The sequence below is a fragment of the Bauldia litoralis genome (assembly GCF_900104485.1).
Taxonomy (GTDB): Bacteria; Pseudomonadota; Alphaproteobacteria; order Rhizobiales; family Kaistiaceae; genus Bauldia; species Bauldia litoralis.
The window spans coordinates 155,443-181,181 of the sequence record NZ_FMXQ01000006.1 but is presented as its reverse complement, the minus strand read 5'-3'; the positions used below and the strand labels follow the sequence as shown (position 1 = coordinate 181,181).

Genomic DNA, 25,739 nt, shown 5'->3' with positions numbered 1-25,739 from the left:
AGGACTCGCTCGACAAGGGAGCGATGCGGATGAGCCTGATACCGAAGGACCTGACGCCGGTCCTCCAGGCGACGATGCAGAAAGGCGCTGGCGCCCGGCGCTGGCAGCGGCCGGCATGGATCGACCACCTGCCGCCCTGCAACAGCGCCTGCCCGGCCGGCGAGAACATCCAGGCCTGGCTGGCGCACGCACGAACCGGCGATTTCGAGGCGGCCTGGCGCACGCTGGTCGCCGACAATCCGATGCCGGCCGTCCACGGCCGCGCCTGCTACCACCCCTGCGAGACAAGCTGCAACCGCAAGGACCTCGACGAAGCGGTGCTGATCCACGCGGTCGAGCGCCACCTCGGCGACCTCGCCGCCGAGCAGGGCTGGACCGTCGCCCCCGGCCCGGATACCGGCAAGCGCATCCTGGTCGTTGGCGCCGGTCCCGCCGGCCTCTCCTGCGCCTGGCACCTGCGCCGCCTCGGCCACGCGGTCGAGATCCGCGACGCCATGGCCGAGCCCGGCGGCATGCTCCATTACGGCATCCCCGCCTACCGCCTGCCCCGCGCCGACCTTGCCAAGGAAGTCGCCCGCATCGCCGCCATGGGCGTCACCTTCACCATGAACACCCGGGTCGACGATCTCGACGCGGCCGTCGCCGAAGGCGGCTTCGACGCCTGCTTCGTCGCGATCGGCGCCCAGGCCGGCAACCACCTCGACATCCCCGCCGCCGACGGCCGCAAGATGGTCGACGCCATTCGCCTGTTCGAGCAGGTCGAGGCCGGCAACGCCCCCCTGCTCGGCCGTGTCGTAGGCATCGTCGGCGGCGGCAACACGGCGATGGATGCCGCCCGCGTCGCCAGGCGACTCGGCGCTGAGGAGGCAATCCTCATCTACCGCCGCGACCGCGAGCATATGCGCGCCGACCCCTATGAGGCGGACGAAGCCTTCCTCGAAGGCGTCAAGGCCCAGTGGCTGACCAGCCCAGTGCGCTTCGGAGCCGAAGGCGTCACCGTCGAGGCGATCGAACTCGGCGAAGACGGCGCCCTTACCCCGACCGGCCGCCTCGAAACCCTCCCCGTCGACGCACTGGTGCTGGCGCTCGGCCAGCACGCCGAGCTCGATGTTCTGCGAAAGATCGACGACGTCGCTATCGGCGCCCGTGACACCGTGCTGGTCGACGCGATGATGATGACCGGCCGTCCCGGCCTCTTCGCCGGCGGCGATGTCATCGGCGGCCTGATGACGATGACCGCCGCCACCGGCCACGGCAAGAAGGCCGCGCGCGCCATCGACGCATGGCTGAACGGCCAGACCATCGAGCCGCGCGAAAAGGCGCCCTCGGTTGATTTCCCGATGCTCAACCTGCCGCATTTCCTCGATGCCGGGCGGTCGCAGATGAGCGCCCTGCCCCCCGAAGCGCGCTCCGGCTTCGCCGAGGTGGTCGCCGGCATCGACGCCCGTCAGGCGCGGTACGAATCCGACCGCTGCCTGTCCTGCGGCAACTGCTTCGAATGCGACAACTGCTTCGCCGCCTGTCCCGAACAGGCAGTCGTCAAACTCGGCAAGGGCCGCAAATACACCGTCGACCTCGACCTCTGCACCGGCTGCGCCGTCTGCTACGACCAGTGCCCCTGCCACGCGATCGAGATGCTGCCCGAACCCGTGGCGGCACTTGCGCCGGAAGCCCACAGTCCTCTCCGCTTCAAGGTCCGGCCATGAGCGCGATCGCCAACACACCCGTCACCGACACCATGGACGGCAACGCCGCCGTCGCCCATGTCGCCTATCGCGTCAACGAGGTCTTCGCGATCTACCCGATCACCCCCTCCTCGCCGATGGCCGAGCATGCCGACGAGTGGATCGCCAGGGGGATTGCCAACGTCTGGGGGACGCTCCCTTCGGTGCAGGAGATGCAGTCCGAGGGCGGCGCGGCCGGTGCGCTGCACGGGTCGCTGCAAAGCGGCGCGCTGACCACCACCTTCACCGCCTCGCAGGGCCTGCTCCTGATGCTGCCCAACATGTTCAAGATCGCCGGCGAGCTGACGCCGACGGTCTTCCATGTCGCGGCGCGTTCCCTCGCCACCCAGGCGCTTTCGATCTTCGGCGATCATCAGGACGTGATGGCGGTGCGCTCCACCGGCTTCGCCATGATGGGCGCTGCATCGGTGCAGGAGGCGCACGACCTTGCCCTGGTCGCCCAGGCCGCGACGCTGGAATCCCGCATCCCCTTCCTCCATTTCATGGATGGCTTCCGCACCTCGCACGAGGTCAACAAGCTGACCCTGCTGCCCGACGACACGATGCGGGCGATGATCGACGAGAAGCTGATCCGCGCCCATCGCGAGCGGGCGCTGAGCCCGGCCCATCCGGTGGTCCGAGGCACCGCCCACAACCCGGACACCTTCTTCCAGGCCCGCGAAACCGCCACCCCGTTCCACGCAGCGGTTCCCGTCATCGTCCAGGCGGCGATGGACCGGCTCGCCGGCCTCTGCGGTCGCCAGTACCGGCTGTTCCAGTATGACGGCCACCCGGAGGCCGAACGCGTCGCCATCGCCATGGGCTCCGGCGCCGAGGTGGTGCGCGAGACAGCGGCCCGGCTGGCGGCCGACGGCCAGAAGGTCGGCGCGCTGCAGGTCCTGCTCTACCGGCCGTTTTCCGTCGAACACTTCCTCGCCGCGCTGCCGGCCACCGTCCGCGGCATCGCCGTGCTTGACCGCTGCAAGGAGCCCGGCGGCACTGGCGAGCCGCTCTACCAGGACGTCGTCGCCGCATTTGCCCAGGCTGTCGCCAACGGCGAGCGAACCGCCATGCCCCGCATCTTCGGCGGTCGCTACGGCCTGTCGTCCAAGGACTTCCATCCCGGCATGGTCAGGGCGGTCTTCGACGAGGCCGCGAAGGACAAGCCCCGCAACGGCTTCACCATCGGCATCGACGACGATGTCTCCGGCACCAGCCTTCCCTTCGACCGCGATTTCGACATCGAACCGGATGCCACCACGCGCGCCCTGTTCTTCGGCCTCGGCTCGGATGGCACGGTCGGCGCCAACAAGAACAGCGTCAAGATGCTGGCCGAGGACGCCGACCGCTTCGCCCAGGGCTACTTCGTCTACGACTCGCACAAGTCGGGCGCCGAGACCGTCTCGCATCTCCGCTTCGGCCACGAGCCGGTCCATGCCCCCTACCTGATCCGTCACGCGGATTTCGTCGCCTGCCACCGCTTCGAGCTGCTGCGCAAGCTCGACATCCTCGGCCCGGCGCGCCCCGGCGCCACCTTCCTGCTCAACGCGCCATACACAGCCAACGCCGTCTGGGATCACCTGCCCCGTCCCGTCCAGCGCCACATCATCGAGAAGCAGCTCCGCGTCTTCGTCATCGACGCGACGAAGGTGGCACAGGACCTAGGGCTTGGGCCCCGCGTCAATACCATCCTCCAGACCTGCTTCTTCGCCATCTCGGACATCATGCCGCGTGACGAGGCGATCGCCGCGATCAAGGCATCGATCGAGAAGGCCTATGGTCGCAAGGGCGGCGCGGTCATCGAGAAGAATTTCGCCGCGGTCGATGCCGCGCTGGCGCATCTCCACGAGGTGACGATCCCCGTCGACCTGACCGGCACGGACAATCCACCCCTGGTCCCCGACGACGCGCCGGACTTCGTCCGCACCGTCACCGGCGCGATGATGGCCGGTCGCGGCGACGCCATTCCGGTCAGCGCCCTCCCCGTCGACGGCACCTTCCCGGTCGGCACCACCGCTTTCGAGAAGCGCAACATCGCCGTCGAGGTCCCCTTCTGGGATGCCGATCTCTGCATCCAGTGTGGCCAGTGCGGCATTGTCTGCCCGCACAGCGTCATCCGCGCCAAGACCTATGCGGAAGACGCGCTGGACACCGCGCCTGACAGCTTCCGCTCGGCGCCGGTCAATGCCCGCGGCTTTCCCGACAGCCGCTTCTCCCTGCAGATCTATGTCGAGGATTGCACCGGCTGCGGCATCTGCGTCGAGAACTGCCCGGCGATCAGCCCGACCGATCCCGACCACCGCGCCATCGACATGGTCGACAAGCGCCCGCTGGTCGAGACCGAGCGCAAGAACATCGCCTTCTTCGAGACGCTCCCCCAGGTCGACCGCTCGCGGGTCAATTTCGCCAATGTCCGCGGCGTCCAGTTCCTCGAGCCGCTGTTCGAATTCTCCGGCGCCTGCGCCGGCTGCGGCGAGACGCCCTACGTCAAGCTGATCAGCCAGCTCTTCGGCGATCGCCTGCAGATCGCCAATGCCACCGGCTGCTCGTCGATCTATGGCGGCAACCTGCCGGCCCATCCGTGGCGCGCCGGTGCCGACGGACGCGGCCCGGCCTGGAACAATTCGCTGTTCGAGGACAACGCCGAATTCGGCCTCGGCTACCGCCTCGCCATCGACAAGCAGACCGAAGTCGCCCGCCATCTCCTGGCAGAGCTCGCCGCGGATATCGGCGACGATCTGGTCACGGCGATCCTCAAAGCCCCGCAGGTGACGGAGAGCGAGCTGGCGGCGCAGCGCACACGGGTCGCCGCCATGCGCGAGAAGCTCGCCGGCCGCATCGACGACATTGCGCTGAACCTTCTGGCGCTCGCCGATTTTCTCGTCCGTCGCAGCGTCTGGATCGTCGGCGGCGACGGCTGGGCTTATGACATCGGCTATGGCGGCCTCGACCATACCCTGGCCCAGAACCGCGACGTCAATGTCCTCGTCCTCGACACCGAGGTCTATTCCAACACCGGCGGCCAGTCGTCGAAGGCGACGCCGCTCGGCGCCACGGCGAAGTTCGCGTCGGCCGGCAAGGAAGTGCCGCGCAAGGACCTCGCCATGCAGGCCATCGCCTATGGCTATGTCTATGTTGCGCAGATCGCGATGGGGGCCAATTCCGAACAGGCGCTGCTGGCGCTGCGCGAAGCGGAAGCCTATCCCGGCCCGTCGCTGGTCCTCGCCTATTCGCATTGCATCGCCCACGGCTTCGACCTGCGCTTCGGCATGAAGCAACAGGCGCGGGCGACGGCCGCCGGCTATTGGCCCTTGTTCCGCTACGACCCGACCCGGCGTCGAAGCGGCGAGAATCCCTTCCGCCTCGACAGCCCCCGGCCGCGCGTCAAGCTCGCCGACTTCGCCTATCGCGAACTCCGCTACAAGACGCTCGCCCGCAGCGATCGCGAGCGCGCCGACCACCTGATGCGTCAGGCGCAGGCCGTCGTCGACGAGCGCTACCGCACCTATGAGGATCTCGCCGCCCGCGACGGCAGCCGGTTCCAGCCGAACTGGACGGAGGTTTGAGCATGGTCGATCTCGCCACCACATGGCTCGGCCTGCCGCTCGCCCACCCGGTGGTCGCCTCGGCCTCGCCGCTGTCCCGCAGCCTCGATGGCATTCGACGGCTTGAGGATGCCGGCGCGGCAGCGATCGTCCTGCCGTCGATCTACGAGGAGGAGATCGAGGCGGAGGATGCGCTCACCCTGGCGCTGGTGGAGGAAGGCAGTTGGACCCAACCGGAAGCCGCAGGCTATTTCCCGACGGCCGACACCGAGACGGGCGGACTGGAGGCGCGGCTTGAGACGATCCGACGGGCGCGCGAAGCCTGCGCCGTGCCGATCGTCGCCAGCCTCAATGGCTCGGCGCCCGCCGGCTGGGTCAGCTTCGCCCATGAGATCGAGGCAGCCGGCGCCTCGGCAATCGAACTCAACCTCTACCGGGTTCCGGCCAACATCGATGAGAGCGGCGAGGCCGTTGAGCGGCGCTGGCTGGAAACCGTCTCTGCCGTCCGCGCCGCCGTACCGATCCCGCTTTCGGTCAAGCTCGGGCCGTGGCTCTCCTCCCCCGGCCATTTCGCCGGCGCGCTTGTCGGCGCCGGTGCCGACGGGCTGGTCCTGTTCAATCGCTTCTACCAGCCGGATATCGATCTCGCGACACTGACCCCGAAGTCCGATCTCGAGCTCAGCTCGCCCTACGAGATCCGGCAGGCGCTGTTGTGGATCTCGCTGCTCGCCGGCCGGCTGAACACCTCGCTCGCCGCGACCACCGGCGTCGAGAGCCATGTCGAGGTGGTCAAGTATCTGCTGGCCGGGGCCGACGTGACGATGACCGCCTCGGCCCTTCTCCGCCACGGACCGGACCACATCGCAACCCTGCGCGACGGGCTGGCGGACTGGATGGCGGGACGCGGTTTCGACAGCCTCGCCGCCATGCGCGGCCGCCTCGCCGCCGACCGCCTGGAGACCACCGAACCGCTGCTGCGCGCCCAATATGCCGAGATGCTGGTCGGCTACGGCGGCGAACCCCGCTGATCCCTGACGGTCGATGCTGCCCGGCCGGACTGCACGATCGATCCGGCCGATTGACTTGGGTCAAGCCAATGACACGGTTCCGCGCTAGGGTCCTCCGCTGAGGAGACACGCATTGCGCGAAGCCGTTTTCACCATCCGTGGTCTCAGCAAGATCTACCAGACCGGCAACGTCGAGGTGAAGGCGTTGCGCGGCGTCGACGCCGATCTGTTCCACGGCGAACTGACGGTGATGCTCGGTCCGTCGGGGAGCGGCAAGTCGACCTTCCTCAACATCATCGGCGGCCTCGATACGGCGACGACCGGCGAAGTCCGCTATCGCGACCATGACCTCTCTTCCGCCAGCGACCGCGAACTGACCCGCTACCGCCGCGACCACGTCGGCTTCGTCTTCCAGTTCTACAACCTGATCCCGAGCCTGACCGCCCGGGAAAACGTCGCGCTGGTCACCGAGATTTCCCGCAATGCCATGCGCCCCGAGGAGGCGCTTGAACTCGTCGGCCTCAAGGAGCGCATCGGCCACTTCCCGGCCCAGCTTTCCGGCGGCGAGCAGCAGCGGGTCGCCATCGCCCGCGCCGTCGCCAAGCGGCCGGAGGTGATGCTCTGCGACGAGCCGACCGGCGCCCTCGACTCGAAGACCGGCATCCTCGTCCTCGACGCCCTGACCGCAACCAACAAGGAACTCGGCACCACCACCGCCATCATCACCCACAACGCCACCATCGGCTCGATCGCCGATCGCGTCTTCCACTTTTCGGATGGAGCGATCACCGAGGTGATCGAGAACGAGACCCGCCTCAAGCCGTCCGAAGTGAGTTGGTGAGCCGGATGCGGGCCCTCGACATCAAGCTCTTTCGCGACCTCCGCCGGCTCTGGGCCCAGTCGCTCGCCATTGCCCTGGTCATGGCCTGCGGCGTCGCCACCCTGATCCTTGCCTTCGGCGCCTATCTGTCGCTCGAGGAGACCCGCGACGCCTATTACGAGCGCTACAAGTTCGGCGACGTCTTCGCCTCCGCGTCGCGGGTCCCGGACTCCGTCGCCCGCCGGATTGCCGAGATCGACGGCGTCGCGGCGGTCGAGTCGCGCATCGTCGAGATGGCGCTCCTCGATATCGAGGGCTTCCGCGAGCCGGCGACCGGTCTCATCGTCTCGACCCCGCCCGACCGGTCGATCGACGTCAACGATGTCTTCGTCCGCCAGGGCCGGATGCCGGAGCCCGGCCGCGTCAACGAAGTTGCCATCGACACCCAGTTCGCCGAGGCGCAGCGCTTCGAGATCGGATCGGAGTTCGAGGCGGTCATCGGCAGCGCCAAGATGCGGCTGACCGTCGTCGGCATCGCCATGTCGCCCGAGTTCGTCTACGCGCTGGGCCCCGGCGACATGATGCCGGACAGCCGCCGCTTCGCCACCATCTGGATGCCGGAGGAGGCGCTGGCCTCGCTCTTCGATCTCGACGGCGCCTTCAACTCCGTCAGCGTCCGGCTCCTGCGCGACGCCAGCGAGACCGCGGTGATCGAGGCGATCGAGGCGATCGACGACCTGCTCGAACCCTATGGCGGCACCGGCGCCCATGCCCGCAAGGACCAGATGTCGAACGCCTTCCTGCAGGGCGAGCTCGACCAGTTGCGCGGCATGGCCCAGATGATCCCGCCGATCTTCCTCCTCGTCTCGGCCTTCCTGATCAACATGATCCTGTCGCGCCTCATCGAGCTGGAGCGCGAGCAGATCGGCCTGTTGAAGGCGCTCGGCTTCGGCCGCGGCGCCGTCGCCTGGCACTACCTCAAGCTGGTGCTGGTCATCGCCGTCATCGGCGTCCTGATCGGCGCCGCATTGGGCACATGGGCCGGGCGCGGCATGACCGTCATGTATTCGCGCTTCTTCGCCTTCCCCTTCCTCGTCTTCCGCTCCGACATCGACATCTACCTGATCGCCGCCGTGGTCAGCATGGCCGCCGCCGCGGCCGGCGCGCTGCGGGCGATCACGGTTGTCTTCGCCCTGCCGCCGGCCGTCGCCATGCGCCCGCCCGCCCCGCAGGTCTATCGCCAGTTCATGGGCGGGCTGCTGTCGCGCCTGAACCTTTTCTCCCAGCTGACGACGATGGCGCTGCGCCACCTTGTCCGCCACCCGGTCCGCTCGCTGCTCACCGCGATCGGCACCGCCTTTGCCGTCGCCCTGATGGGGGTCGCCCTCGGCACCCTCTCCTCGGTCGACTTCATGGTCGACGCCGTCTTCTTCCGCACCGAGCGACAGGACGCGACGCTGGCCTTCTCCACCGCCCGCCCGTCACAGGCTTTCGAAGCGGTCGCGCGCCTGCCCGGCGTCATCGCCGCCGAGCCTTATCTCTCCGCCCCGGTGACGATGCGCAACGGCCAGTATTCCCGCCAGCTCACCATCACCGGCAAGCCGCCGCAGACCGACCTCAGCCGCGTCCTCGACCTCGACCTCGCGCCGGTCCTGCTCCCGCCGACCGGCCTCGCCATCGGCGATCGCGTCGCCGACCTCCTCCACCTCCGCCCCGGCGATCTCGCCCGCGTCGAATTCCTCGACGGCGAGCGCCGCACGGTCGACGTCCCCGTCACCCAGATCATCCAGAGCTATATCGGCCTCGTCGTCTTCATGGACATCGAGGCTCTCGCCCGCCTCCAGGGCACCGGCCCGCGCATCTCCGGCGTCCACCTGCTGGTCGACGACAGCCGTCTCGACGACCTCTACACCGCCGTCAAGGAAACGCCGCAGATCTCCGCCGTCGCCCTGGTCAGCCGCTCCCGCCAGCGTTTCCAGGAGACGATGCAGGAGAACATGACGATGATGCTCACCGTCTACCTCGCCCTCAGCATCATCATCGCCTTCGGCGTCGTCTACAATTCCGCCCGCATCCAGTTGTCGGAGCGCGCCCGCGAATTGGCGACGCTGCGCGTCCTCGGCTTCCGCCGCGCCGAGGTCTCCAACGTGTTGTTCATCGAGATCGGCGTCATCGTCGCCCTCGCCCAGCCGATCGGCTGGCTGATCGCCACCGGGCTCGGCATCATCATTACCGACAGCCTCGCCACAGACATGTTCCGCGTGCCGTTCGTCATCGAGCCGAGCACTTTCGCGATCGCCAGCATCGTCGTCGTCGCCGCCGCGCTGGTCAGCGCCCTGATCGTCCGCCGTCGGGTCGACAGCCTCGATCTCGTCCGCGTCCTGAAGACAAGGGAGTAGGCAATGCAATCGAAATGGGTCAAGCGCGCCCTGGGCCTTGTCGTCGTGGCGCTGATCGTCGCCGGCGCCATCTACGCGCTGATGCCCCAGCCGGTCGCGGTCGACGTCGCCACGGTCACCCGCGCGCCCCTCTCAGTCACCATTGACGAGGAGGGCATCGCCCGCATCCGCGATGTCTTCCGCGTCTCCGCCCCGGTCGCCGGCCAGGTCGAACGCCTGCCGGTCGAGATCGGCGACCAGGTCCATCGCAACACCACCGCGGTCGCCTCGATCCACCCGGTCGACCCGCCCTTCCTCGACGTCCGCTCACGCCGCGAGCTGGAAGCCGCCGTCGAGGCCGCCCGCGCTTCGGTCACTCTGGCCGAAGCCCAGTTGACCGCGGCGGAGGCGACCGAGCGGATGGCCCTGTCCGACCGCGACCGCGCCGAACGCCTCGTCAAGGCCGGGACCATCACCATCCGCGCCCAGGAAAAGGCCGTCGCCGATCTCGACACCGCCACCGCCCAGGTCGCCCAGGCCAAGGCCGCCCTCACCCTTCGCCAGAGCGAATTGTCGAGCGCCGAGGCGCGGCTGATCCAGCCGAACCAGCTTGAAGGCGGCAGCAGCGGCGCCTGTTGCCTGACCCTGCGCGCCCCCGTCGACGGTACGGTGCTCGACCTGCTGACCGAGAGCGAGCAGGTGGTCGCCGCCGGCCAGGGTCTGCTCGAACTTGGCGACCCCGCCAACCTCGAGATCATTGTCCACCTTCTGTCGAGCGACGCGGTCAGCGTCCATCCCGGCAGCCATGCCACCATCGACCAGTGGGGCGGCCAGCCGCTTGCCGCCGAGGTCCGCCAGGTCGATCCGGCCGCCTATACCAAGGTCTCGGCACTCGGCATCGAGGAACAGCGGGTCGACGCCATCCTCGATATCGTCGACCCGAGGGAGGCTTGGGAGCGCCTCGGCCACGAATTCCGCGTCATGGTCCACATCTCGGTCTGGGAAGAGGACGACGTCCTCCAGGTCCCGCTCGGCGCCCTTTTCCGTGTCGGCGCCGACTGGACGGTCTACCGGATCGTCGACGGCAAGGCGGTCGAGACAACCGTCGTCCTCGGCCATCGCAACAACACGGCCGCCGAGGTGATCGAGGGTCTCGATGCAGGTGACCGGATCGTTATCCACCCGAGCGACCGGGTCGTCGACGGCATCGCGGTGGTCGGTCGCGTCGCCGAACAGGGATGATCGGTTTCCGCCAGGCGTTTGGCGGGTGTGCCGGTCGGACGGAGGTGCGTCCTTCGAGGGCCGCCGCTGACGCGCCGGCCACCTCAGGATGGCGAGGAAGGAAGCCAACCAACATTCTTGGGCATCATTTCACGCCCGGAAAGGCGCTTTGCACCACCTTCGCCATCCTGAGGTGCTTCGCATAGCGAAGCCTCGAAGGACGCACGACCCCTCCACTCCCCCCTCAGCAGATCCGCGGCAGTTGCTCCCCGCTCAGCATGTCGACGATGCGATCGACACCCAGCGCCCCCCGGCATGTCACCTCCCCGGCCGCCCCGCCGCCGACCGTGCCGATCCGAACGGCGCCCGCCGACACCGCGAAGCGCCGGAGAATGTCGATCGCCCGCTCGGCGTCGGCCTCTGCAACGAAGGCGACGAAGCGTCCCTCGTTCGCCACATGCAGCGGATCGAGCCCGAGTATCTCGCAGGCGGCGTTGACATCCTCGCGGACCGGGATCGATGCCTCGTCGAGCGCGATCGAAACACCGGCCGCCTCGCCGATCTCCACCGCGGCGCTGGCCAGCCCGCCCCGCGTCAGGTCGCGCAGGCAATGGACCGCGACGCCTGCCTCGATCAACGCCATCACCGGATCGACCACCGGCGCGCAGTCGCTCTCGATCACCGTCTCGAAGCCGAAGCCCTCCCGCGCCGCCATCACCGCGATGCCATGCCGACCGATATCGCCGGAGAGGATCACCGCGTCGCCGGCGCGTACCGCGTCCGGGCCGATCGGCGCGGCGCTGACCACCGGTCCCAGCCCCGCCGTGTTGACGAACAGCCCATCCGCCTTGCCGTGATCGACCACCTTGGTGTCGCCGGTCACCAGCGTCACCCCGGCTGCATCGGCGGCGCTTCGCATCGAGGCGACGACCCGGCGCAGGGTGTCGAGCGGCAGCCCTTCCTCGAGGATCAGTCCGACGCTGAGATGCGCCGCCCGCGCCCCGCACATGGCAAGGTCGTTGACCGTGCCGTTGACCGCCAGCGTGCCGATATCGCCGCCGGGGAAGACCAGCGGCTTGACCACGTAGGAATCGGTTGTGAAGGCGACCGGCCCGGCAAGGTCGAGCACGGCCCCGTCATGGCGGCGCGCCAGGTGCGGATTGTCGAAGGCCGGCCGGATGATCGTGTCGAGCAGCCGTTCCATCGCCCGCCCGCCGCCGCCATGGGCCATCTGCACGGTATCGTCGCCGCCGGCCGGCGCCGGACAGGCAAGGCTGAAATCACCGTCCGTCACGACGCGGCCTCGAGCGACGCCGACTTGCGGCCGCGATAGCGGTAATAGGCGGCGCAGGCGCCTTCGGAGGAAACCATCGTCACCCCCAGCGGCCGCTCCGGCGTGCAGTGCGTACCAAAGGCCGGGCATTCCGGCGGTTTCTTTTCGCCCCGCAACACCAGTCCGCTGATGCATTCGGTTTTCGCTTCTGCCCCCGACGACACCGGACCGAACCGCCGCTCGGCATCGAACCCGGCATAAGCGTCGGACAGGCCAAGCCCGCTCTCGGCAATATCGCCGATCCCCCGCCAGCGGCGCGGCGTCACGCGAAAGACCTCGCCGATAATGGTCTGCGCCGTCCGGTTGCCGGCCCGCGTCACCGAGCGGCTGTACTGGTTCTCGACCTCCGCCCGCCCTTCCTCGAGCTGGCGGATGGTCATGTAGACCCCTTCGAGGATGTCGAGCGGTTCGAAACCCGTGACAACGATCGGCACATGATACTGCGCGGCGATCGGATAATACTCCTCGAAGCCCATGACAGTGCAGACGTGGCCGGCGGCGAGAAATCCCTGGATGCGGTTGGTCGGCCCGTCGAGGATCGTCCGCATCGCGGGTGGCACCAGAACGTGCGACACGAGCAGCGAGACGTTGGTCAGCCCCTCGCGCTTGGCCTGGTAGGCGGCCATGGCGTTGGCCGGCGCGGTGGTCTCGAAGCCGACGGCGAAGAACACCACCTCGCGGTCGGGATTGGCCCGGGCAATGGTCAGCGCATCGAGCGGCGAATAGACCACCCGCACGTCGCCGCCGCGCGACTTCGCCGCCAGCAGGTCTCCGCCGGTCCCTGCCACCCGCAACATGTCGCCGAACGAGCAGAGGATCGTTTCCGGCCGGGCGACAATCTCGATCGCCTTGTCGATATATTCCGCCGGCGTCACGCAGACCGGACACCCCGGCCCATGCACCAGCGTCACCCCGTCGGGCAGCAATTCGTCGATCCCATAGCGGACAATCGCATGGGTCTGCCCGCCGCATACCTCCATCAGCGTCCACGGCCGGGTGGTGATCCTGGCAATCGCGTCGGCATACCCCCGCGCCGCGACCGGATCGCGATACTCGTCCCGGAACTTCATGGGCCACCCCTCAGGGGCATCCTCAACCGCTCCTCCCCGCGAAAGCGGGGACCCAGACGGGCGTGGGGCCGATGCCTCGCCATCACCCCGCCTCCTCCAGGTCTTCCAGTTCCCCGATCTCGCGCAGATGCGCAAAAACCTTCTCCGCCTCCGCCTCGTCGATCACCGTGATGGCGAAGCCGACATGGACCAGCACGTAGTCGCCGATCGTCGCTTCCGGCGTATAGGCGAGGTTGATCTCCTTGAGCACGCCGCCGAAATCGACGCGACCGACCCGCATCAGCGGATCGTCGCCGCTGGTGCTGAGGATTCGTCCGGGGACTGCGAGGCACATGGAAACCTGTCCTATCTGTCCGAGAGCGCCAGCCGAAGCCCGAGCAAACCGAACGTCCCGGCGAACGAGCGTCGGAGCCACCGCATCACGATCGGTTTCGAGATGACGTAATCGCGGGTCGCCGCGGCAGCCGCGCCATAACCGACAAAGACCACGAAGGTCAGCAGCATGAACACGCCGGCCAGACCCAGCATCGTCATCGTCGGCGTCGCGGTCCCGACAGGAACGAATTGAGGCAGGAAAGCCAGGAAGAACAGCGACAGCTTCGGATTGAGCAGGTTGAGGACGATCCCCCGGGCCACGATTTGCCGTGCCGTCATCGTTGTCTTGTCCTCCCGGACCTGGAGAACGCCTTTGTCGCGGAGCACGCTCCACGCCATGTAGACGAGGTAGGCCACGCCAAGAATCTTGACAACCTGGAAGGCGACGGCGCTGGCGTGCAGGACCGCAGCCAGGCCGACGATACTGGCGAAGATGTGCGGCACGATCCCGAGCGTGCAGCCGAAGGCGGCGACGATGCTGGGCCGCAGCCCCTGCCCAAGCCCGATCACCAGCGTGTAGATCACCCCGGTGCCCGGCAGCAGGATGACGACCATCGACGTCAGAAGAAATTCGATACTCATGACGCGGTCTCCGTCATCCCGGCCCAGACGGCCTGCCCAAGCGCCAGGCCGCCGTCGTTCGGCGGAATGCGTCGGTGCCAAAGCGGCGTGAACCCGGTCTCCCGAAGTCCGGCAACGGCGCCTTCGGTCAGGCGGACATTCTGGAAGCAGCCGCCCGAGAGCGCCACCCGGTTTTCGCCGACCCGTGCCGCCACCTTGACGATGGCCGCGATCAGCCCGCCATGCACCGCCTCGGACACAACGTCGGACGCTCCCCCGGCGCGAAGCTCGGCCAGCGCCGCCTCCAGTGCCGGCTGCCAGTCGACCACCAGCATCCCCTCCGCGTCATCGGACACCGGGAAATCGTAGGGCGCGCCTCCGGCCCGCTCCCCTGCCGCCCATTCCAGTTCGCAGGCCGCCTGCCCTTCGTACCCGTTGACCTGCCGCAAGCCGCAGAGCGAGGCGAAGGCATCGAGCAGCCGCCCGACACTCGATGTCAGCGGCGCATTGACCCCGCGCGTTAGCATCCGGCCGATCACGCCGCGTTCAGCGACGTCGAAGGCGGCGACCGTCGGCAGGTCGGTCATCGTCACCGCCTCTTCGCCGAACGCCTCGAACAGGAGACCCAGCGCCGCCCGGCGCGGCTCGCGCACCGCCGCTTCGCTCCCCGGCAAAGGGAAGTGGCGAAGCCGTCCGACACGCCGCCAGCTATCCCTCTTCACCAGAATGAACTCGCCGCCCCAGATCGTCCCATCGTCGCCATATCCGGTCCCATCCCAGGCAACGCCAAGCGCCGGTGGCGCAACGCCGTTTTCGGCAAGGCAGGCAACGACATGCGCGAGGTGATGCTGGACCGCAACGGTGTCGACGCCGAGGGTTTCGGCGGCGCGGCGCGACGCATAGTCGGGATGGAGATCGCGCACCGCCAGCCTTGGCGCGATGGCGTGAAACCGCGTCAGGTCGGCGAGCGCGGCAGTGTGCGCGGCCCGGCTCGCCACGGTGTCGAGATCGCCGACATGCGAACCAACGACGACACTGTTGTCCTGCGTCACGGCGACCGCCGTCTTGAGGTGCCCGCCGACAGCGACGATGCCCTCCTCGACCCCATCGACCGCGATCCGCGCCGGCGCATGGCCCCGACCGAGCCGCAGCACCTGGCCGGCGCCCGCGACCACCTGGACGACGCTATCGTCGAGCGGCCGGACGATCGGCCGATCATGGACGAGGAAGAGATCGGCGATCCCGGCAAGCCGTTCAACCGCCTCATGCTCGTCCGTGACGATCGGCTCGTCGCTGACATTGCCGCTGGTGGCCACGATCGGAAATCCCAAATCCCGCATCAGCAGATGATGCAACGGAGCATAGGGCAGCATCGCCCCGATCCGGGGATTGCCGGGCGCGACCGCCTCGGCGATCGGCCCGCCGGTTCGGGTGAGCAGCACGATGGGGCGCCGTGAATCGGTCAGGAGTGTCTCTTCCGTTTGGGACAGCCGGCAACTCGCCCGGACTGTCGCAAGCGACGGGAACATCACCGCGAACGGCTTCGCCTCCCGCCGCTTTCGGTGCCGGAGATCGTCGACTGCATCGCCGTTGCGTGAATCGCACATGAGATGGAAGCCGCCAACGCCCTTCACGGCGACGATCCGCCCGTCGCGAAGCGCGTCCGCCGCCGTCGCAAGCGCCGCCTCGTCGGTGTCCAGGGGGTGTCCGTCCCTGTCCCAAACCGCGAGTCGTGGCCCGCAGGCCGGGCAGGCATTCGGCTCGGCATGGAACCGCCGGTCGCCCGGATCGTCGTATTCCGCCTGGCAGTCCAGGCACATCGGGAAGCCAACCATCGCCGTCCGAGCCCGGTCATACGGCATGCCGGTGATGATACTGAACCGCGGCCCGCACTGGGTGCAGTTGATGAAAGGGTAATGATATCGGCGGTTTAGCGGATCGAACACTTCCGCCAGACAGTCCGGACAGGTCGCCAGATCGACCGGAACCCCTGCCGTCCGCCCACCAACGTCGTCGCTCATCCGGATCGAAAAACCGGATTCACCGGTCGGAATACCCCGTTCGATCTCAATACCTTCGACCCGCGCGCTGACAGGCGGCCTCAACCGGATCGCATCGACCAGCGCATCGATCGACACACCCGGGCCCTCCACCTCGATCGTCACCCCGCCAGCGGTATTCCCCACCCATCCCGAAAGCCCAAAGTCAGTCGCCTGACGATAGACAAACGGCCGGAATCCAACACCTTGCACGACACCACGGACGACGATCCGCCGCCGCGACGGCGCCGCGCTGACGGCGTTGGCGATGGCGGGTTCAGGTTTCAACCTCGACACTTTCCAGCAGGACGTCCTGCGCATTGGCGTGACCGGGATCGTCGGAAAGAGTCGCGTCGATCCGCGCGCCTTCGGCCCTCGTGCCGGCCGCGGAATGGCGGAAATGCTCGCCGAAATGCTCCTCGGTCATGTGACTGAGCGCCCCCAGCCAGACCGAAACTGCCACCACGCGCCGGGCGTTTTCCTCATCGGCAATGGCGTCGATCTTCGCCATCAGGTTCTTCATCAGCGACGCTTCATGCATCCTGCATCACCTCGTCCGCGACCATGCCCGCCACCGTCTCGATGGCGTCCGCCACCGCCGGGGTGAGTGCCGCGCCTGTCTCGAAGCCGCCCGCCTCGATCGCAAAGACCACCGTGCGCGGCGGCAGATTTCCAAGCGCCTGGCCGAGCGCGATCGCTTCCGCCAGGCCGAAGCCATGGGTCGAGAGACCGAACTGCAGGTCGGGCAACGCGCCGCCGTCCTCGTCCAGATTCAGCCGGCGGACGGCCCCGGGCGCCCCTCCGGACACGCATGCGTCGATCAGAAACGCCGTCCGGACACCCTCGAGACAGGCCAGAAGCGACGCTGCCTCGCCGTCGTGTTCCACGACGCGCACCTCCGGCGCGACCATCGCCTTCAGCCGTCGGGCGACCAGCCGACCGACTCCGTCGTCACCACGATCGGGGTTGCCGATGCCGACGATGAGAGTGCCGGTCGTCATCGGCTGGTCTCGTCGATGCGTTCGAGCTTGAGGAAATGGGTCGAGCAGGAAATGCAGGGGTCGTAGTTGCGCACCGTCTGCTCGCAGCGATGCTGCAGCGCCTCGTCGTCGAGGTCGAGCCAGCCGCCGACATAGCTGCGCAGGTCCTCCTCGATGCTCGGCTGGTTCTGCGAGGTCGGCGGCACGATCTGCGCCTCGGCAATGCTGCCGTCCTCCTCCAGCCGGTAGCGGTGATAGAGTAACCCGCGCGGGGCTTCGGTCGCCGCGTAACCAATGCCGGCGCGCGGGCGTATCTCGACCGCCGGCCGGTCGGGTTGCCGGTAGTCGGCGATGATGCGCAGCGCCTCGTCACAGGCGTAGAGGATCTCGACCGAGCGGACGATGATGCTGCGGAAGGGATTGTTGCAGACCGGTCCGAGGCCGGCTTCCCGCGCCGCCTCCTGCGCCAGCGGCGACAGCCGGTCGAAGTTGAGATTGTAGCGGGAGATCGGACCGACCAGGTAGGAGCCGACGCCGAGCATCTCGGCCTGCAGCGCCGTCGACCGCTCGACATGGATTTCCCTGAAATGCTTGTCGTAGTCGGCGACCGCGATATCGAGACCGCCATTCGAGACGATGCGGCCCTCGTTGAAAGGATACTCGCCGGGATGACTGAGCGAGACGTTGACATAGTCTCGCTCGCGGTCGGGGAAGTCGAAGCCCGCCACCAGCTTGACGGTCTCGAGCGCAAGGTCGCGCGCCGTCTTCAGCGTTTCGGCCAGCGGTTCGAGTTCGCGCCGGGTGGGCGTCCGGTAGAAGCCGCCGACCTTGACGTTGATCGGATGAATTTCGCGGCCGCCGACCAGATTGACGATGTCGTTGCCGGCCTTCTTCAGCGCCAGCCCCTTGCGGACCACCTCGGCGTGGTCACGGGCCATGTCGATGGCGCCGGCATAGCCGAGGAAATCCGGCGCATGCAGCATGTAGACATGCAGCGTGTGGCTCTCGATCCATTCGCCGCAATAGATCAGCCGCCGTAGGTCGCGCAGCGGCCCGTCGACGGTGACGCCGAGCGCGTCCTCCATCGCGTGGACCGAGCTCATCTGGTAGGCGACCGGGCAGATACCGCAGATCCGGGCGGTGATGTCGGGCGCTTCCGAGAAATCACGGCCGCGCATGAAGGCCTCGAAGAAGCGCGGCGGCTCGAAGATCGCAAGCTCCGCCGACTCCACCACCCCATCGCGGACCACCACCTTGAAGGCGCCCTCGCCCTCGACCCGGGCAAGGTAATCGACCTTGATGGTCTTGGTCTTACCTACCATGGCGTTCCTTCTCCTCGCGGAACGGTTCGGCATCGGTGTTGAAGGTGCTGTAGACGCGGCTGATCGACCGGTCATCCATGCCGAGTCTGGACAGCCAGTCGCTGAGCGCCGGCGCGTTCGGCGTTTCCATCGGCCCGAAGCAGCCATAGCAGCCGCGGTCATAGGCCGGACACAGCGCGCCGCAGCCGGCATGGGTCACCGGCCCGAGGCACGGCGTACCATGGGCGACCATGACGCAGACCGTGCCGCGCAGCTTACATTCGACGCAGACGCTGTGGGCCGGGGTCACCGGTTTGCGTTTGGCGAGATAGGCCGACACCACCTCGACAAGCTGGCGCTTGTTGATCGGGCAGCCGCGCAGTTCGAACTCGACGCGGATGTGGTCGGCGATCGCCGTCGAGGTCGCCAGCGTCGAGATATAGTCCGGCCGAGCGTACACGATCGAGGCATATTCCTTGACGTCGGCGAAGTTGCGCAGCGCCTGGATGCCGCCGGCGGTGGCGCAGGCGCCGATGGTGATCACCACGTCGGAGATGCGCCGCACCTCGCGAATCCGTTCGGCGGCATGGGCGGTGGTGATCGAGCCTTCGACGAGCGACAGGTCGTAGCGACCGGAGATGTGGCCCCGGGTCGCCTCCATGAAATAGGCGATGTCGATGGCGTCAGCGACGGCCAGCAATTCGTCCTCGCAATCGAGCAGGCTCAACTGGCAGCCGTCGCAGGAGGCGAATTTCCAGACCGCCAGCCGTGGCTTGTGCGCTTCGGCCATCCCTAGAGCTCCTTCAGCGCCAGCAGGTAGCGGATCTGGTCGTAGCGGAAGACCGGCCCGTCCTTGCAGACGAAGGCCGGCGAGAACTGGCAATGGCCACATAGGCCGATCCCGCATTTCATGCTGCGCTCCATCGACAGGTACATCCCCTCGTCCGGCACGCCGACGCTGCCCAGCGCCTGGACGCCGAAGCGCATCATGATCTCGGGCCCGCACAGGAGCGCAACGGTCCGGCCCGGATCGAAGGCGATGCGCGGCAGCAGCGTCGTCACGACGCCGACCTGACCGTGCCAGCTCTCGTCGGCATGATCGACCGTCACATGCACGTCGACATCGAGACGCTGACGCCAAGATTCGACCTCGCTGCGAAACAGGATATCGGCAGGGCTCCGCGTGCCGTAGAGGATCGCCACCGCACCGAAACGCTCGCGCTCGGCCAGCAGCCGGTAGATCGCCGGGCGGAGCGGCGCCAGGCCGATACCGCCGGCAAGCAGGATGACGTCCTTGCCGTAGAGTTCCTCCATCGGCCAGCCGACCCCGAAGGGGCCGCGCAGGCCGAGCGAGTCGCCTACGCGCAGCTCGGTCAGCGCCCGCGACACAGCGCCAACGGCGCGAATGGTGTGGACGATGCCGTCGCCGCTGGCCGGGTCGCCGCTGACGCTGATCGCCGACTCGCCGACGCCGAAGGCGGTCAGCATGTTGAACTGGCCGGGGGTGAAGCGCGGCAGGTCCGCCTCCGGCTCAAGCTTCAGGGTAAAGACATCGGGCGCGTCCAGTTGTGCCTGGGCGACCCGCATCACCTGCGGCACCATCGGGTCGTGGCTCGCCGGCTGCACCATGGTCACGCCGCCGGCTTCCCGTAGATGTCGAGAACCTGCAGCCGCGTCGCCTGCAGGCGCTGAAAGAGGATCGGCACCAGCCGCTTCATCACGTCATACCCGAGGTCGTGGTCGGCCTCGCACTTGGTGCGCAGGCAGGTCGCGTCCATGCCGATCGCCCGCACCCGCTCCATGGCGCGGGCGTCATAGGTCCAGCGATAGGGTGGAAAGAGCCAGGAGATACCGACGATCTCGCCTTCGGAGACGGTCTGGAACGTCACGGCGCCGCTTCCCGGCGCGGCGATCTCCAGCGCCACCCTGCCTTCGCGGATCAGGTAGAGCTGATCGGCCGGTCCGCCTTCGCGAAAGAGATACGCGCCGGCCTCGAAGCGCACATTCTGCGCGCAGCCGCAGACCAGTTCGAGGAACGACTCGTCGAGCCCCTTGAAGAAGGGGTGATCCCTGACGATGCGCTCCAGTCCTTCGACCGCCATTCTCCGTCTCCCTGAGCCTCTAGTCCCCGCCCTGGATGGCGCGGACTTCCTCGGTGATGTCGATTCCGACCGGGCACCAGGTGACGCACCGTCCGCAGCCGACGCAGCCGGAGGTGCCGAACTGGTCGAACCAGGTGGCGAGCTTGTGGGTCATCCATTGCCGATAGCGCGCCTTAGCGCTCGACCGGACGCTGCCGCCGTGGATGTAGGAGAAATCCATGGTGAAGCACGAATCCCACCGCCGCTCGCGCGATGTCTCCGTCCCGGTCAGGTCGCTGGTATCCTCCACCGACGTGCAGAAGCAGGTCGGGCAGACCATCGTGCAGTTGCCGCAGGTCAGGCAGCGTTCGGCGACATCGTCCCAGCGCGGGTGTTCGAGATTTTCGAGCAGCAATTCGCGGATATCGCCCTCCGGCATCGCGCGGCCCATCGACGCCGTGGTGCGCGCGACGATCCCGATGGCGGTCGCCTCGTCTGCCGCGGTCGCCGGTTCCCGCGGCAGCGCGGCGAGCACGTCGCGGCCCTCGTCCGATCCGACCTCGACGAGGAAGCGGCTCTCGCCGCCCTCCAGCATTTCAGTCAGCGCCAGGTCGAATCCGGCTTCGGCCTTCGGCCCGGTCTTCATCGAGGCGCAGAAGCAGGTGCCGCCGGCCTGGCCGCAATTGACGGCAACGAAGAAGGCGTCCTCGCGCCGCGCCTGATAATGCGGATCGGCGAAGGGGCCGCCGAGAAAGACGCGATCCTGGATGGCAATGGCGTTCAGTTCGCAGGCGCGCACACCGATAAAGGCGAAGCGCGGCGGCTCGGTCACGTCGGCGGTGACCCGTGTCTCGCCATCCTCGCGTTTGGCGGACCACAGGCGTTGCCGTGGCGGATGCAGGAACTTCTTCCACGAATGCGGGCCGACGACATAGCCGAACAGCGCGTCGTCGTCGCGGCGGTTGAGACGGTAGTGGCCGCCGTCCTGTTCGTCGGTCCAGCCGCGCGGCAGATCGTCGACGGCCGCGATGTCGTCGTAGACGATGGCCTGGTCGCGAACCGTCGGGCCGACGACGCGGTAGCCCCGATCGCGAAGCGCGGCGAACAGCGCCTCCACCCCGGCGACGGTCAGAACGGATTGCTCGCGGCCAGCTTCCAAGGGCGCCTCCTCCGACGTCACCCGGCATCCAACCACGAATCCGGCCGGCTGTATTGCGCGAGGTCAATTCATCGGGGAGAAGCCGGCGTGCCGGCGACGGACGTCAGTCGCGGGTCGAGCGGTAAATCTCGATATGCGGCCCGTTCATCCGGATCTTGTCTTCCTTGGCCAGCGCCCGAAGCTGCTTGTTGACCGCCTCGCGGCTCGATCCCAGCATCTGGGCGAGCGTTCCCTGGGTCAGTTCGAGGTCGACGATGGCAACTTCGGCCTCGATGCGGCCATGGATCATCGCCAGTTGGCGCAGCAGCACCAGCAGCCGGTGGCGCAGGTCGTGGAAGATGGCCTGGTCGACCTGGGAATTGGCCGCCCGCAGCCGCTCGCACAGCATCAGGATGATCTGCCGGGCAAGGCGCGGCGTCGTGTCGAGCAGCGACATGAACGGCTCGCGGGGAATGAAGATCAGCTTGGCGTCGGTCAACGCCGCGGCGCCAGCGCTGCGCGGTAGCCCGTCGAGCAGCGCCATCTCGCCGATTACCTCGCCCTCCTCCAGGAGGTTGATCGTCGCCTCGCGGGTGTCGTCGGCGGTCAGGTAGATGCGGATGATGCCGGATACGACGATGTAGAGGCCGTCCGATTCATCGCCCTGGTCGAAGAGGGTCTCGGTCGCGGCAAGGTTGCTCTCCCGGGCGATGCCGGCGAGCCGGCGCAGGTCGGCTTCATCGAGCCCACCGAAGAGAACGGTGCCGTCGAGTTCGGCAGCAATGTCAATGGTGGCCAAGGAAGAACCTCATACGCCGCAGACCCCGTGGTTCCAACCGTAGCGATACCACTAGAGGTGGATTGTGGCGAGCGCGGGTCGCCTCCCCCAGGCCGGTGATCTCAATCGTTGGTAGCTTGAACCATTTACACGCGCGCAGAACACCCTAAGCTGATCATGCAAGCAATGAACAAAAAAGTTACCGGGAGTGAAACGCATGCCAAGCAAAGACCTCACGCGCAGGATTGCGCAGCGCGGCGGGATGACCGTCGCCGGACTCGCCCTTGTCGGACTAATGTCGGTCGCAGCGTCGCCCGCCAGTGCCGACATCACGCTGATCGGCGCCAGCCAGTTCGACGAGAACCACGCCTTCACCAAGACCATGCGCAAGTTCGAGGAGCTGGTTCAGGCCTGCTACACGGACGAGCCGGTGATCTTCGAGCTGCATCTCAACTCCGAGCTCGGCCTTGAGAAAGACTATGTCGCCTACATGAACCAGGGCCTGTCGGTCGACTATGCCGTCGCCTCGCCGGCCCATATGTCGACCTTCTCGAAGATGGCGCCGCTGATGGACATGCCGTTCCTGTTCCGGGACGAGGACCATTGGCAGAAGGTGCTGCAGGAGGACGGCCTGAAGCCGGTCGCCGACGACATCCTCAAGACGGCGGACGTCATCCTCCTCGGCTATGCCGGCGGCGGAACCCGCAACGTCTTCGCCAACAAGAAGATCAGCAACCTCGAGGAGATGCAGGACCTGCCGATCCGCATGCAGGGTGCGCCGATCTGGACCCGCGTCTTCGACGCGATCGGCGCCGCGCCGACCGTCATCGCCTATAACGAGGTGTATAACGGCATCTCGACCGGTGTCATCGAGGCGGCGGAGAACGAGGCCGCCGGCATCGAGCAGATGAAGTTCTACGAGGTCGGGCCGTATGTCACGCTGACCAAGCACGCCATCACCGTGCGGCCGCTCTTCATCTCCAACAAGACCTTCCAGCGGCTGCCCGAGGGCCTGCAGGATTGCATCATCTCCTCCGGAGCCGAGGCCGGCAAATTCGGTCGCGACATCGAAAGCGGCGAGGATGCCGCCAAGCTGAGCGCGATGGAAGAGAAGGGCTGGCTTGAGACGGTCGAGTTCACCGACCGCGACAAGATGCTGGAACTCGCCGACCCGGTGCTCAAGGCCTATGCCGAAGAGCTCGGCGCCGGCGAGGTCCTGGTCAACATCCAGGCCATCGAGTAGGCGAAAATTCGCCGCCTTAAACAGGTCGGGGTGCCGCTTTCGCGGCGCCCCGGTCGCCGTGTGGACTCCAGCGCCAGGGGAGCGCGCGCCGTTCCATGACCCGTATCCTCGACGCCATTCACCTCGTCCTGAAGGTGCTGCTCGCGACGCTGATCGCCGGGCTGCTGATCCCGGTGACGATGCAGATCCTGTCGCGCTTCACCGGCATCATTCCGCGCTACATCTGGACGGAGGAGATCGCCCGCTTCTGCTTCGTCTGGATGATCATGATCGGCGCCATGTGCGCGGTTCGCGACGGCACCCATTTCGACCTCGACGTCCTGCCGCCGGCCCTGAACCCGAAAGTCGAGGCCGCCAAGCGGATCTTCGTCCACCTGATGATCCTTTTGGTCGGCCTGGTCTTCATCTGGTACGGCTGGGACTTCATCGAATTCGGCTGGTTCCAGACTTCCGAGATCGCCGAATTGCCGATGAACTGGATCTTCGCCGCCTGGCCGATCGCCGGCTTCCTGTTCTTCGTCTTCAGCGTCGAGAAGATCGTCGGCGAGGTCCTCACCATGCGTAACGCGCCATGACCCCCGGATTTGTCGCGGCGCTGCTGTTCGGCACCTTCCTGTTCTTCATCATCCTGCGGGTGCCGGTGGCCTTCGCGCTGGCGCTGGCCTGTCTGCCGGTCTTCTTCATCGAGCCGCGGCTGACGCCGGTGCTGCTCCTCCAGGAGATGTTCCGCTCCTACAATTCCTTCATCCTGCTGGCGGTGCCCTTCTTCCTGCTCGCCGCCAACCTGATGAATGTCGCCGGCATCACCGACCGGCTGATACGACTGGCGCGCGCCCTCGTCGGGCACCTGCCGGGGGGACTCGGTCACGTCAACGTCGTCGTCTCGATGTTCTTCGCCGGCATCTCCGGCAGTTCGACCGCCGACGCCGCGGGGATCGGCTCGCTGCTCATCCCGCAGATGAAGAAGGAGGGCTTCTCGTCTTCCTTTGCCGTCGCTGTCACCGCCTGTTCCTCGGTGATGGGCGTCATCATCCCGCCGTCGATCCTGATGGTGGTGTGGGGCGGGCTGATGTCGGTCTCGATCGGCGGCCTGTTCCTTGCCGGCGTCATCCCCGGCGCGCTGATCGCCGGCGCCCAGATGCTGACCGTCTATCTCTATGCCCGCCGCCATGGCATGGGCCTGCATGACCGCGCCACGCTGGTCGAACTGGCCCGCGCCGTCGCCGGAGCCTTCCTCGCCCTGATGACGCCGATCATCATCGTCGGCGGCATTGTCGGCGGGCTGTTCACCCCGACCGAGGCATCGGTGGTCGCGGCGATCTATGCGCTGATCCTCGGCATGCTGGTCTACCGCTCGGTCGGCATCCGCCAGCTCGGCCACGTCCTCTACGATACCGGGCGCTTCGCCTCGATCGCCCTCTTCTGCATTGGCACGGCAAGCGCCTTCGGCTGGATCCTCGCCTATTTCAGGATTCCCGCGGCGCTCGTCACCTATGTCCAGGCGCTCGACCTCGGCGTCACCGAAATGGGCTTCGCGGTGGCGATATCCTTCCTGGTGATCGGCTGCTTCATCGATGCGATCCCGGCGATCATCATCCTCGGCACGGTGCTCTTCCCCGTCACCCAGGCGGTCGGCATGCATCCGATCCACTTCGCCATCATCGGCATCATCAGCCTCGCCTTCGGCCTGGTGACGCCGCCCTACGGGTTGTGCCTGCTGATTTCCTGCTCGATCGGCAAGATCACCGTCCGACAAGCATTGCGGGATGTCGGCATCATTCTGGCGCCGATGCTGGTGATCCTCGCCATCGTCATCCTGTTTCCGGCGCTCACGCTTTGGCTGCCGCGCATGCTGATGGGCAAGTTCATCGACTAGGCGGGATTTTCTCCCGAACCACGAACCGTCAATCCGGCATCGCGCAGAAGGCTTGCGTCGAGATCGACGGCGTCAACGCGGTGAGCCTGAGAGACCCCGGCGCGCCGCACGTGGATCGTCGTGGCAACGCGACGCCAGGCGACGAAGGACAGGTCGGCGATCAAGACCTCGTCCGTCTCCACATCGTAGGTTCCAGGCGGCAGGTCACCCTCGATACCCGACAGGGTGAAGGGTTGTTTGAACGTCACGGTCTCGCGACTGGTCCGCAT

At 67.2% G+C, this 25,739-nt stretch carries 23 protein-coding genes; 9 read left to right on the top strand and 14 right to left on the bottom strand.

Translation table 11 applies throughout. The features are described 5' to 3' along the window. Positions 1-29 precede the first annotated feature (29 nt). The 6 genes from BLT60_RS15170 to BLT60_RS15145 all read left to right on the top strand — a co-directional run bounded on the left by BLT60_RS15170 (position 30) and on the right by BLT60_RS15145 (position 10,716). Positions 30-1,706, top strand: coding sequence for an NAD(P)-binding protein (locus BLT60_RS15170; RefSeq protein WP_090877809.1), 1,677 nt, complete (start codon positions 30-32; stop codon positions 1,704-1,706). Further along, positions 1,703-5,290, top strand: coding sequence for a pyruvate:ferredoxin (flavodoxin) oxidoreductase (nifJ, locus tag BLT60_RS15165; protein WP_244521284.1), 3,588 nt, complete (start codon positions 1,703-1,705; stop codon positions 5,288-5,290). The genes BLT60_RS15170 and nifJ overlap by 4 nt, the downstream gene beginning before the upstream one ends. A gap of 2 nt (positions 5,291-5,292) precedes the next feature. Continuing rightward, on the top strand, positions 5,293-6,297 hold the full coding sequence (locus tag BLT60_RS15160; RefSeq protein WP_090877476.1) for a dihydroorotate dehydrogenase-like protein: 1,005 nt from the start codon (positions 5,293-5,295) through the stop codon (positions 6,295-6,297). 112 nt (positions 6,298-6,409) lie between these two features. Further along, positions 6,410-7,117, top strand: a complete 708-nt coding sequence (locus BLT60_RS15155; protein ID WP_210185622.1) for an ABC transporter ATP-binding protein — start codon at positions 6,410-6,412, stop codon at positions 7,115-7,117. A 5-nt stretch (positions 7,118-7,122) separates the two neighbouring features. Continuing rightward, the gene (locus BLT60_RS15150; protein ID WP_090877805.1) at positions 7,123-9,495 is read left to right on the top strand and encodes an ABC transporter permease; all 2,373 of its coding nucleotides are present in this window, start codon (positions 7,123-7,125) and stop codon (positions 9,493-9,495) included. A gap of 3 nt (positions 9,496-9,498) precedes the next feature. After that, on the top strand, positions 9,499-10,716 hold the full coding sequence (locus BLT60_RS15145; protein ID WP_090877472.1) for an efflux RND transporter periplasmic adaptor subunit: 1,218 nt from the start codon (positions 9,499-9,501) through the stop codon (positions 10,714-10,716). A gap of 223 nt (positions 10,717-10,939) precedes the next feature. Here the strand turns inward: BLT60_RS15145 and hypE are convergent, their stop codons facing one another. The 13 genes from hypE to BLT60_RS15080 all read right to left on the bottom strand — a co-directional run bounded on the left by hypE (position 10,940) and on the right by BLT60_RS15080 (position 22,372). After that, positions 10,940-11,989 (bottom strand): hydrogenase expression/formation protein HypE, encoded by a 1,050-nt coding sequence (gene hypE / locus BLT60_RS15140; RefSeq protein WP_090877469.1) that lies wholly within the window; start codon positions 11,987-11,989, stop codon positions 10,940-10,942. Next, complete coding sequence (hypD, locus tag BLT60_RS15135; RefSeq protein WP_090877467.1) at positions 11,986-13,098, bottom strand: hydrogenase formation protein HypD; 1,113 nt, start codon at positions 13,096-13,098, stop codon at positions 11,986-11,988. Before hypD ends, hypE begins: the two co-directional genes overlap by 4 nt. Before the next feature lie 82 nt (positions 13,099-13,180). Further along, positions 13,181-13,432 carry a HypC/HybG/HupF family hydrogenase formation chaperone gene (locus tag BLT60_RS15130; RefSeq protein WP_090877465.1) on the bottom strand — a complete coding sequence of 84 codons (252 nt, stop codon included), beginning with the start codon at positions 13,430-13,432 and terminating at the stop codon, positions 13,181-13,183. Positions 13,433-13,443: 11 nt separating this feature from the next. Then, positions 13,444-14,055 (bottom strand): LysE family translocator, encoded by a 612-nt coding sequence (locus tag BLT60_RS15125; RefSeq protein WP_090877463.1) that lies wholly within the window; start codon positions 14,053-14,055, stop codon positions 13,444-13,446. Next, positions 14,052-16,361, bottom strand: a complete 2,310-nt coding sequence (hypF, locus tag BLT60_RS15120; protein WP_210185621.1) for a carbamoyltransferase HypF — start codon at positions 16,359-16,361, stop codon at positions 14,052-14,054. Before hypF ends, BLT60_RS15125 begins: the two co-directional genes overlap by 4 nt. After that, positions 16,351-16,584, bottom strand: a complete 234-nt coding sequence (locus BLT60_RS15115; protein WP_210185620.1) for a hypothetical protein — start codon at positions 16,582-16,584, stop codon at positions 16,351-16,353. The genes hypF and BLT60_RS15115 overlap by 11 nt, the downstream gene beginning before the upstream one ends. A 22-nt stretch (positions 16,585-16,606) precedes the next feature. Then, entirely contained in the window at positions 16,607-17,074 is a 468-nt protein-coding gene (locus BLT60_RS15110; RefSeq protein WP_090877458.1) for a hydrogenase maturation protease, read from the bottom strand. Beyond that, on the bottom strand, positions 17,071-18,375 hold the full coding sequence (locus BLT60_RS15105) for a Ni/Fe hydrogenase subunit alpha (RefSeq protein ID WP_090877456.1): 1,305 nt from the start codon (positions 18,373-18,375) through the stop codon (positions 17,071-17,073). The genes BLT60_RS15110 and BLT60_RS15105 overlap by 4 nt, the downstream gene beginning before the upstream one ends. Beyond that, positions 18,365-19,144, bottom strand: a complete 780-nt coding sequence (locus tag BLT60_RS15100; protein WP_090877454.1) for an NADH-quinone oxidoreductase subunit B family protein — start codon at positions 19,142-19,144, stop codon at positions 18,365-18,367. Before BLT60_RS15100 ends, BLT60_RS15105 begins: the two co-directional genes overlap by 11 nt. Before the next feature lie 2 nt (positions 19,145-19,146). After that, positions 19,147-19,983, bottom strand: a complete 837-nt coding sequence (locus tag BLT60_RS15095) for an FAD/NAD(P)-binding protein (RefSeq protein WP_090877452.1) — start codon at positions 19,981-19,983, stop codon at positions 19,147-19,149. Between the two features lie 2 nt (positions 19,984-19,985). Continuing rightward, a complete protein-coding gene (locus BLT60_RS15090) occupies positions 19,986-20,456 on the bottom strand; it encodes a cyclic nucleotide-binding domain-containing protein (RefSeq protein ID WP_090877449.1) in 471 nt (156 codons plus the stop codon). Positions 20,457-20,475: 19 nt separating this feature from the next. Further along, positions 20,476-21,594 (bottom strand): 4Fe-4S dicluster domain-containing protein, encoded by a 1,119-nt coding sequence (locus BLT60_RS15085; protein ID WP_244521283.1) that lies wholly within the window; start codon positions 21,592-21,594, stop codon positions 20,476-20,478. Between the two features lie 103 nt (positions 21,595-21,697). Further along, positions 21,698-22,372: a Crp/Fnr family transcriptional regulator gene (locus BLT60_RS15080; protein WP_090877445.1), complete on the bottom strand. Its 675-nt coding sequence runs from the start codon at positions 22,370-22,372 to the stop codon at positions 21,698-21,700. A 196-nt stretch (positions 22,373-22,568) separates the two neighbouring features. Here BLT60_RS15080 and BLT60_RS15075 point away from each other — a divergent pair, with 196 nt between their 5' ends. From BLT60_RS15075 to BLT60_RS15065, 3 genes are all read left to right on the top strand, one after another. After that, positions 22,569-23,594, top strand: a complete 1,026-nt coding sequence (locus BLT60_RS15075; protein WP_342028602.1) for a TRAP transporter substrate-binding protein — start codon at positions 22,569-22,571, stop codon at positions 23,592-23,594. Between the two features lie 95 nt (positions 23,595-23,689). Then, positions 23,690-24,169: a TRAP transporter small permease gene (locus tag BLT60_RS15070; RefSeq protein WP_090877441.1), complete on the top strand. Its 480-nt coding sequence runs from the start codon at positions 23,690-23,692 to the stop codon at positions 24,167-24,169. Then, entirely contained in the window at positions 24,166-25,470 is a 1,305-nt protein-coding gene (locus BLT60_RS15065; RefSeq protein ID WP_090877439.1) for a TRAP transporter large permease, read from the top strand. The genes BLT60_RS15070 and BLT60_RS15065 overlap by 4 nt, the downstream gene beginning before the upstream one ends. Here BLT60_RS15065 and BLT60_RS15060 read toward each other — a convergent pair. Next, positions 25,467-25,739, bottom strand: coding sequence for a hypothetical protein (locus BLT60_RS15060; protein ID WP_244521282.1), 273 nt, complete (start codon positions 25,737-25,739; stop codon positions 25,467-25,469). The two genes, BLT60_RS15065 and BLT60_RS15060, sit on opposite strands and share 4 nt — an antisense overlap.

Bases quoted from the DNA above. Each gene is read 5' to 3' on its own strand.
- BLT60_RS15170 (WP_090877809.1), top strand. From the start codon at position 30: ATGAGCCTGATACCGAAGGACCTGACGCCGGTCCTCCAGGCGACGATG.
- nifJ (WP_244521284.1), top strand. From the start codon at position 1,703: ATGAGCGCGATCGCCAACACACCCGTCACCGACACCATGGACGGCAAC.
- BLT60_RS15160 (WP_090877476.1), top strand. From the start codon at position 5,293: ATGGTCGATCTCGCCACCACATGGCTCGGCCTGCCGCTCGCCCACCCG.
- BLT60_RS15150 (WP_090877805.1), top strand. From the start codon at position 7,123: ATGCGGGCCCTCGACATCAAGCTCTTTCGCGACCTCCGCCGGCTCTGG.
- BLT60_RS15145 (WP_090877472.1), top strand. From the start codon at position 9,499: ATGCAATCGAAATGGGTCAAGCGCGCCCTGGGCCTTGTCGTCGTGGCG.
- hypD (WP_090877467.1), bottom strand. From the start codon at position 13,098: ATGAAGTTCCGGGACGAGTATCGCGATCCGGTCGCGGCGCGGGGGTAT.
- BLT60_RS15130 (WP_090877465.1), bottom strand. From the start codon at position 13,432: ATGTGCCTCGCAGTCCCCGGACGAATCCTCAGCACCAGCGGCGACGAT.
- BLT60_RS15125 (WP_090877463.1), bottom strand. From the start codon at position 14,055: ATGAGTATCGAATTTCTTCTGACGTCGATGGTCGTCATCCTGCTGCCG.
- BLT60_RS15115 (WP_210185620.1), bottom strand. From the start codon at position 16,584: ATGGCGAAGATCGACGCCATTGCCGATGAGGAAAACGCCCGGCGCGTG.
- BLT60_RS15110 (WP_090877458.1), bottom strand. From the start codon at position 17,074: ATGACGACCGGCACTCTCATCGTCGGCATCGGCAACCCCGATCGTGGT.
- BLT60_RS15105 (WP_090877456.1), bottom strand. From the start codon at position 18,375: ATGGTAGGTAAGACCAAGACCATCAAGGTCGATTACCTTGCCCGGGTC.
- BLT60_RS15100 (WP_090877454.1), bottom strand. From the start codon at position 19,144: ATGGCCGAAGCGCACAAGCCACGGCTGGCGGTCTGGAAATTCGCCTCC.
- BLT60_RS15095 (WP_090877452.1), bottom strand. From the start codon at position 19,983: ATGGTGCAGCCGGCGAGCCACGACCCGATGGTGCCGCAGGTGATGCGG.
- BLT60_RS15090 (WP_090877449.1), bottom strand. From the start codon at position 20,456: ATGGCGGTCGAAGGACTGGAGCGCATCGTCAGGGATCACCCCTTCTTC.
- BLT60_RS15075 (WP_342028602.1), top strand. From the start codon at position 22,569: ATGCCAAGCAAAGACCTCACGCGCAGGATTGCGCAGCGCGGCGGGATG.
- BLT60_RS15070 (WP_090877441.1), top strand. From the start codon at position 23,690: ATGACCCGTATCCTCGACGCCATTCACCTCGTCCTGAAGGTGCTGCTC.
- BLT60_RS15065 (WP_090877439.1), top strand. From the start codon at position 24,166: ATGACCCCCGGATTTGTCGCGGCGCTGCTGTTCGGCACCTTCCTGTTC.
- BLT60_RS15060 (WP_244521282.1), bottom strand. From the start codon at position 25,739: ATGCGGACCAGTCGCGAGACCGTGACGTTCAAACAACCCTTCACCCTG.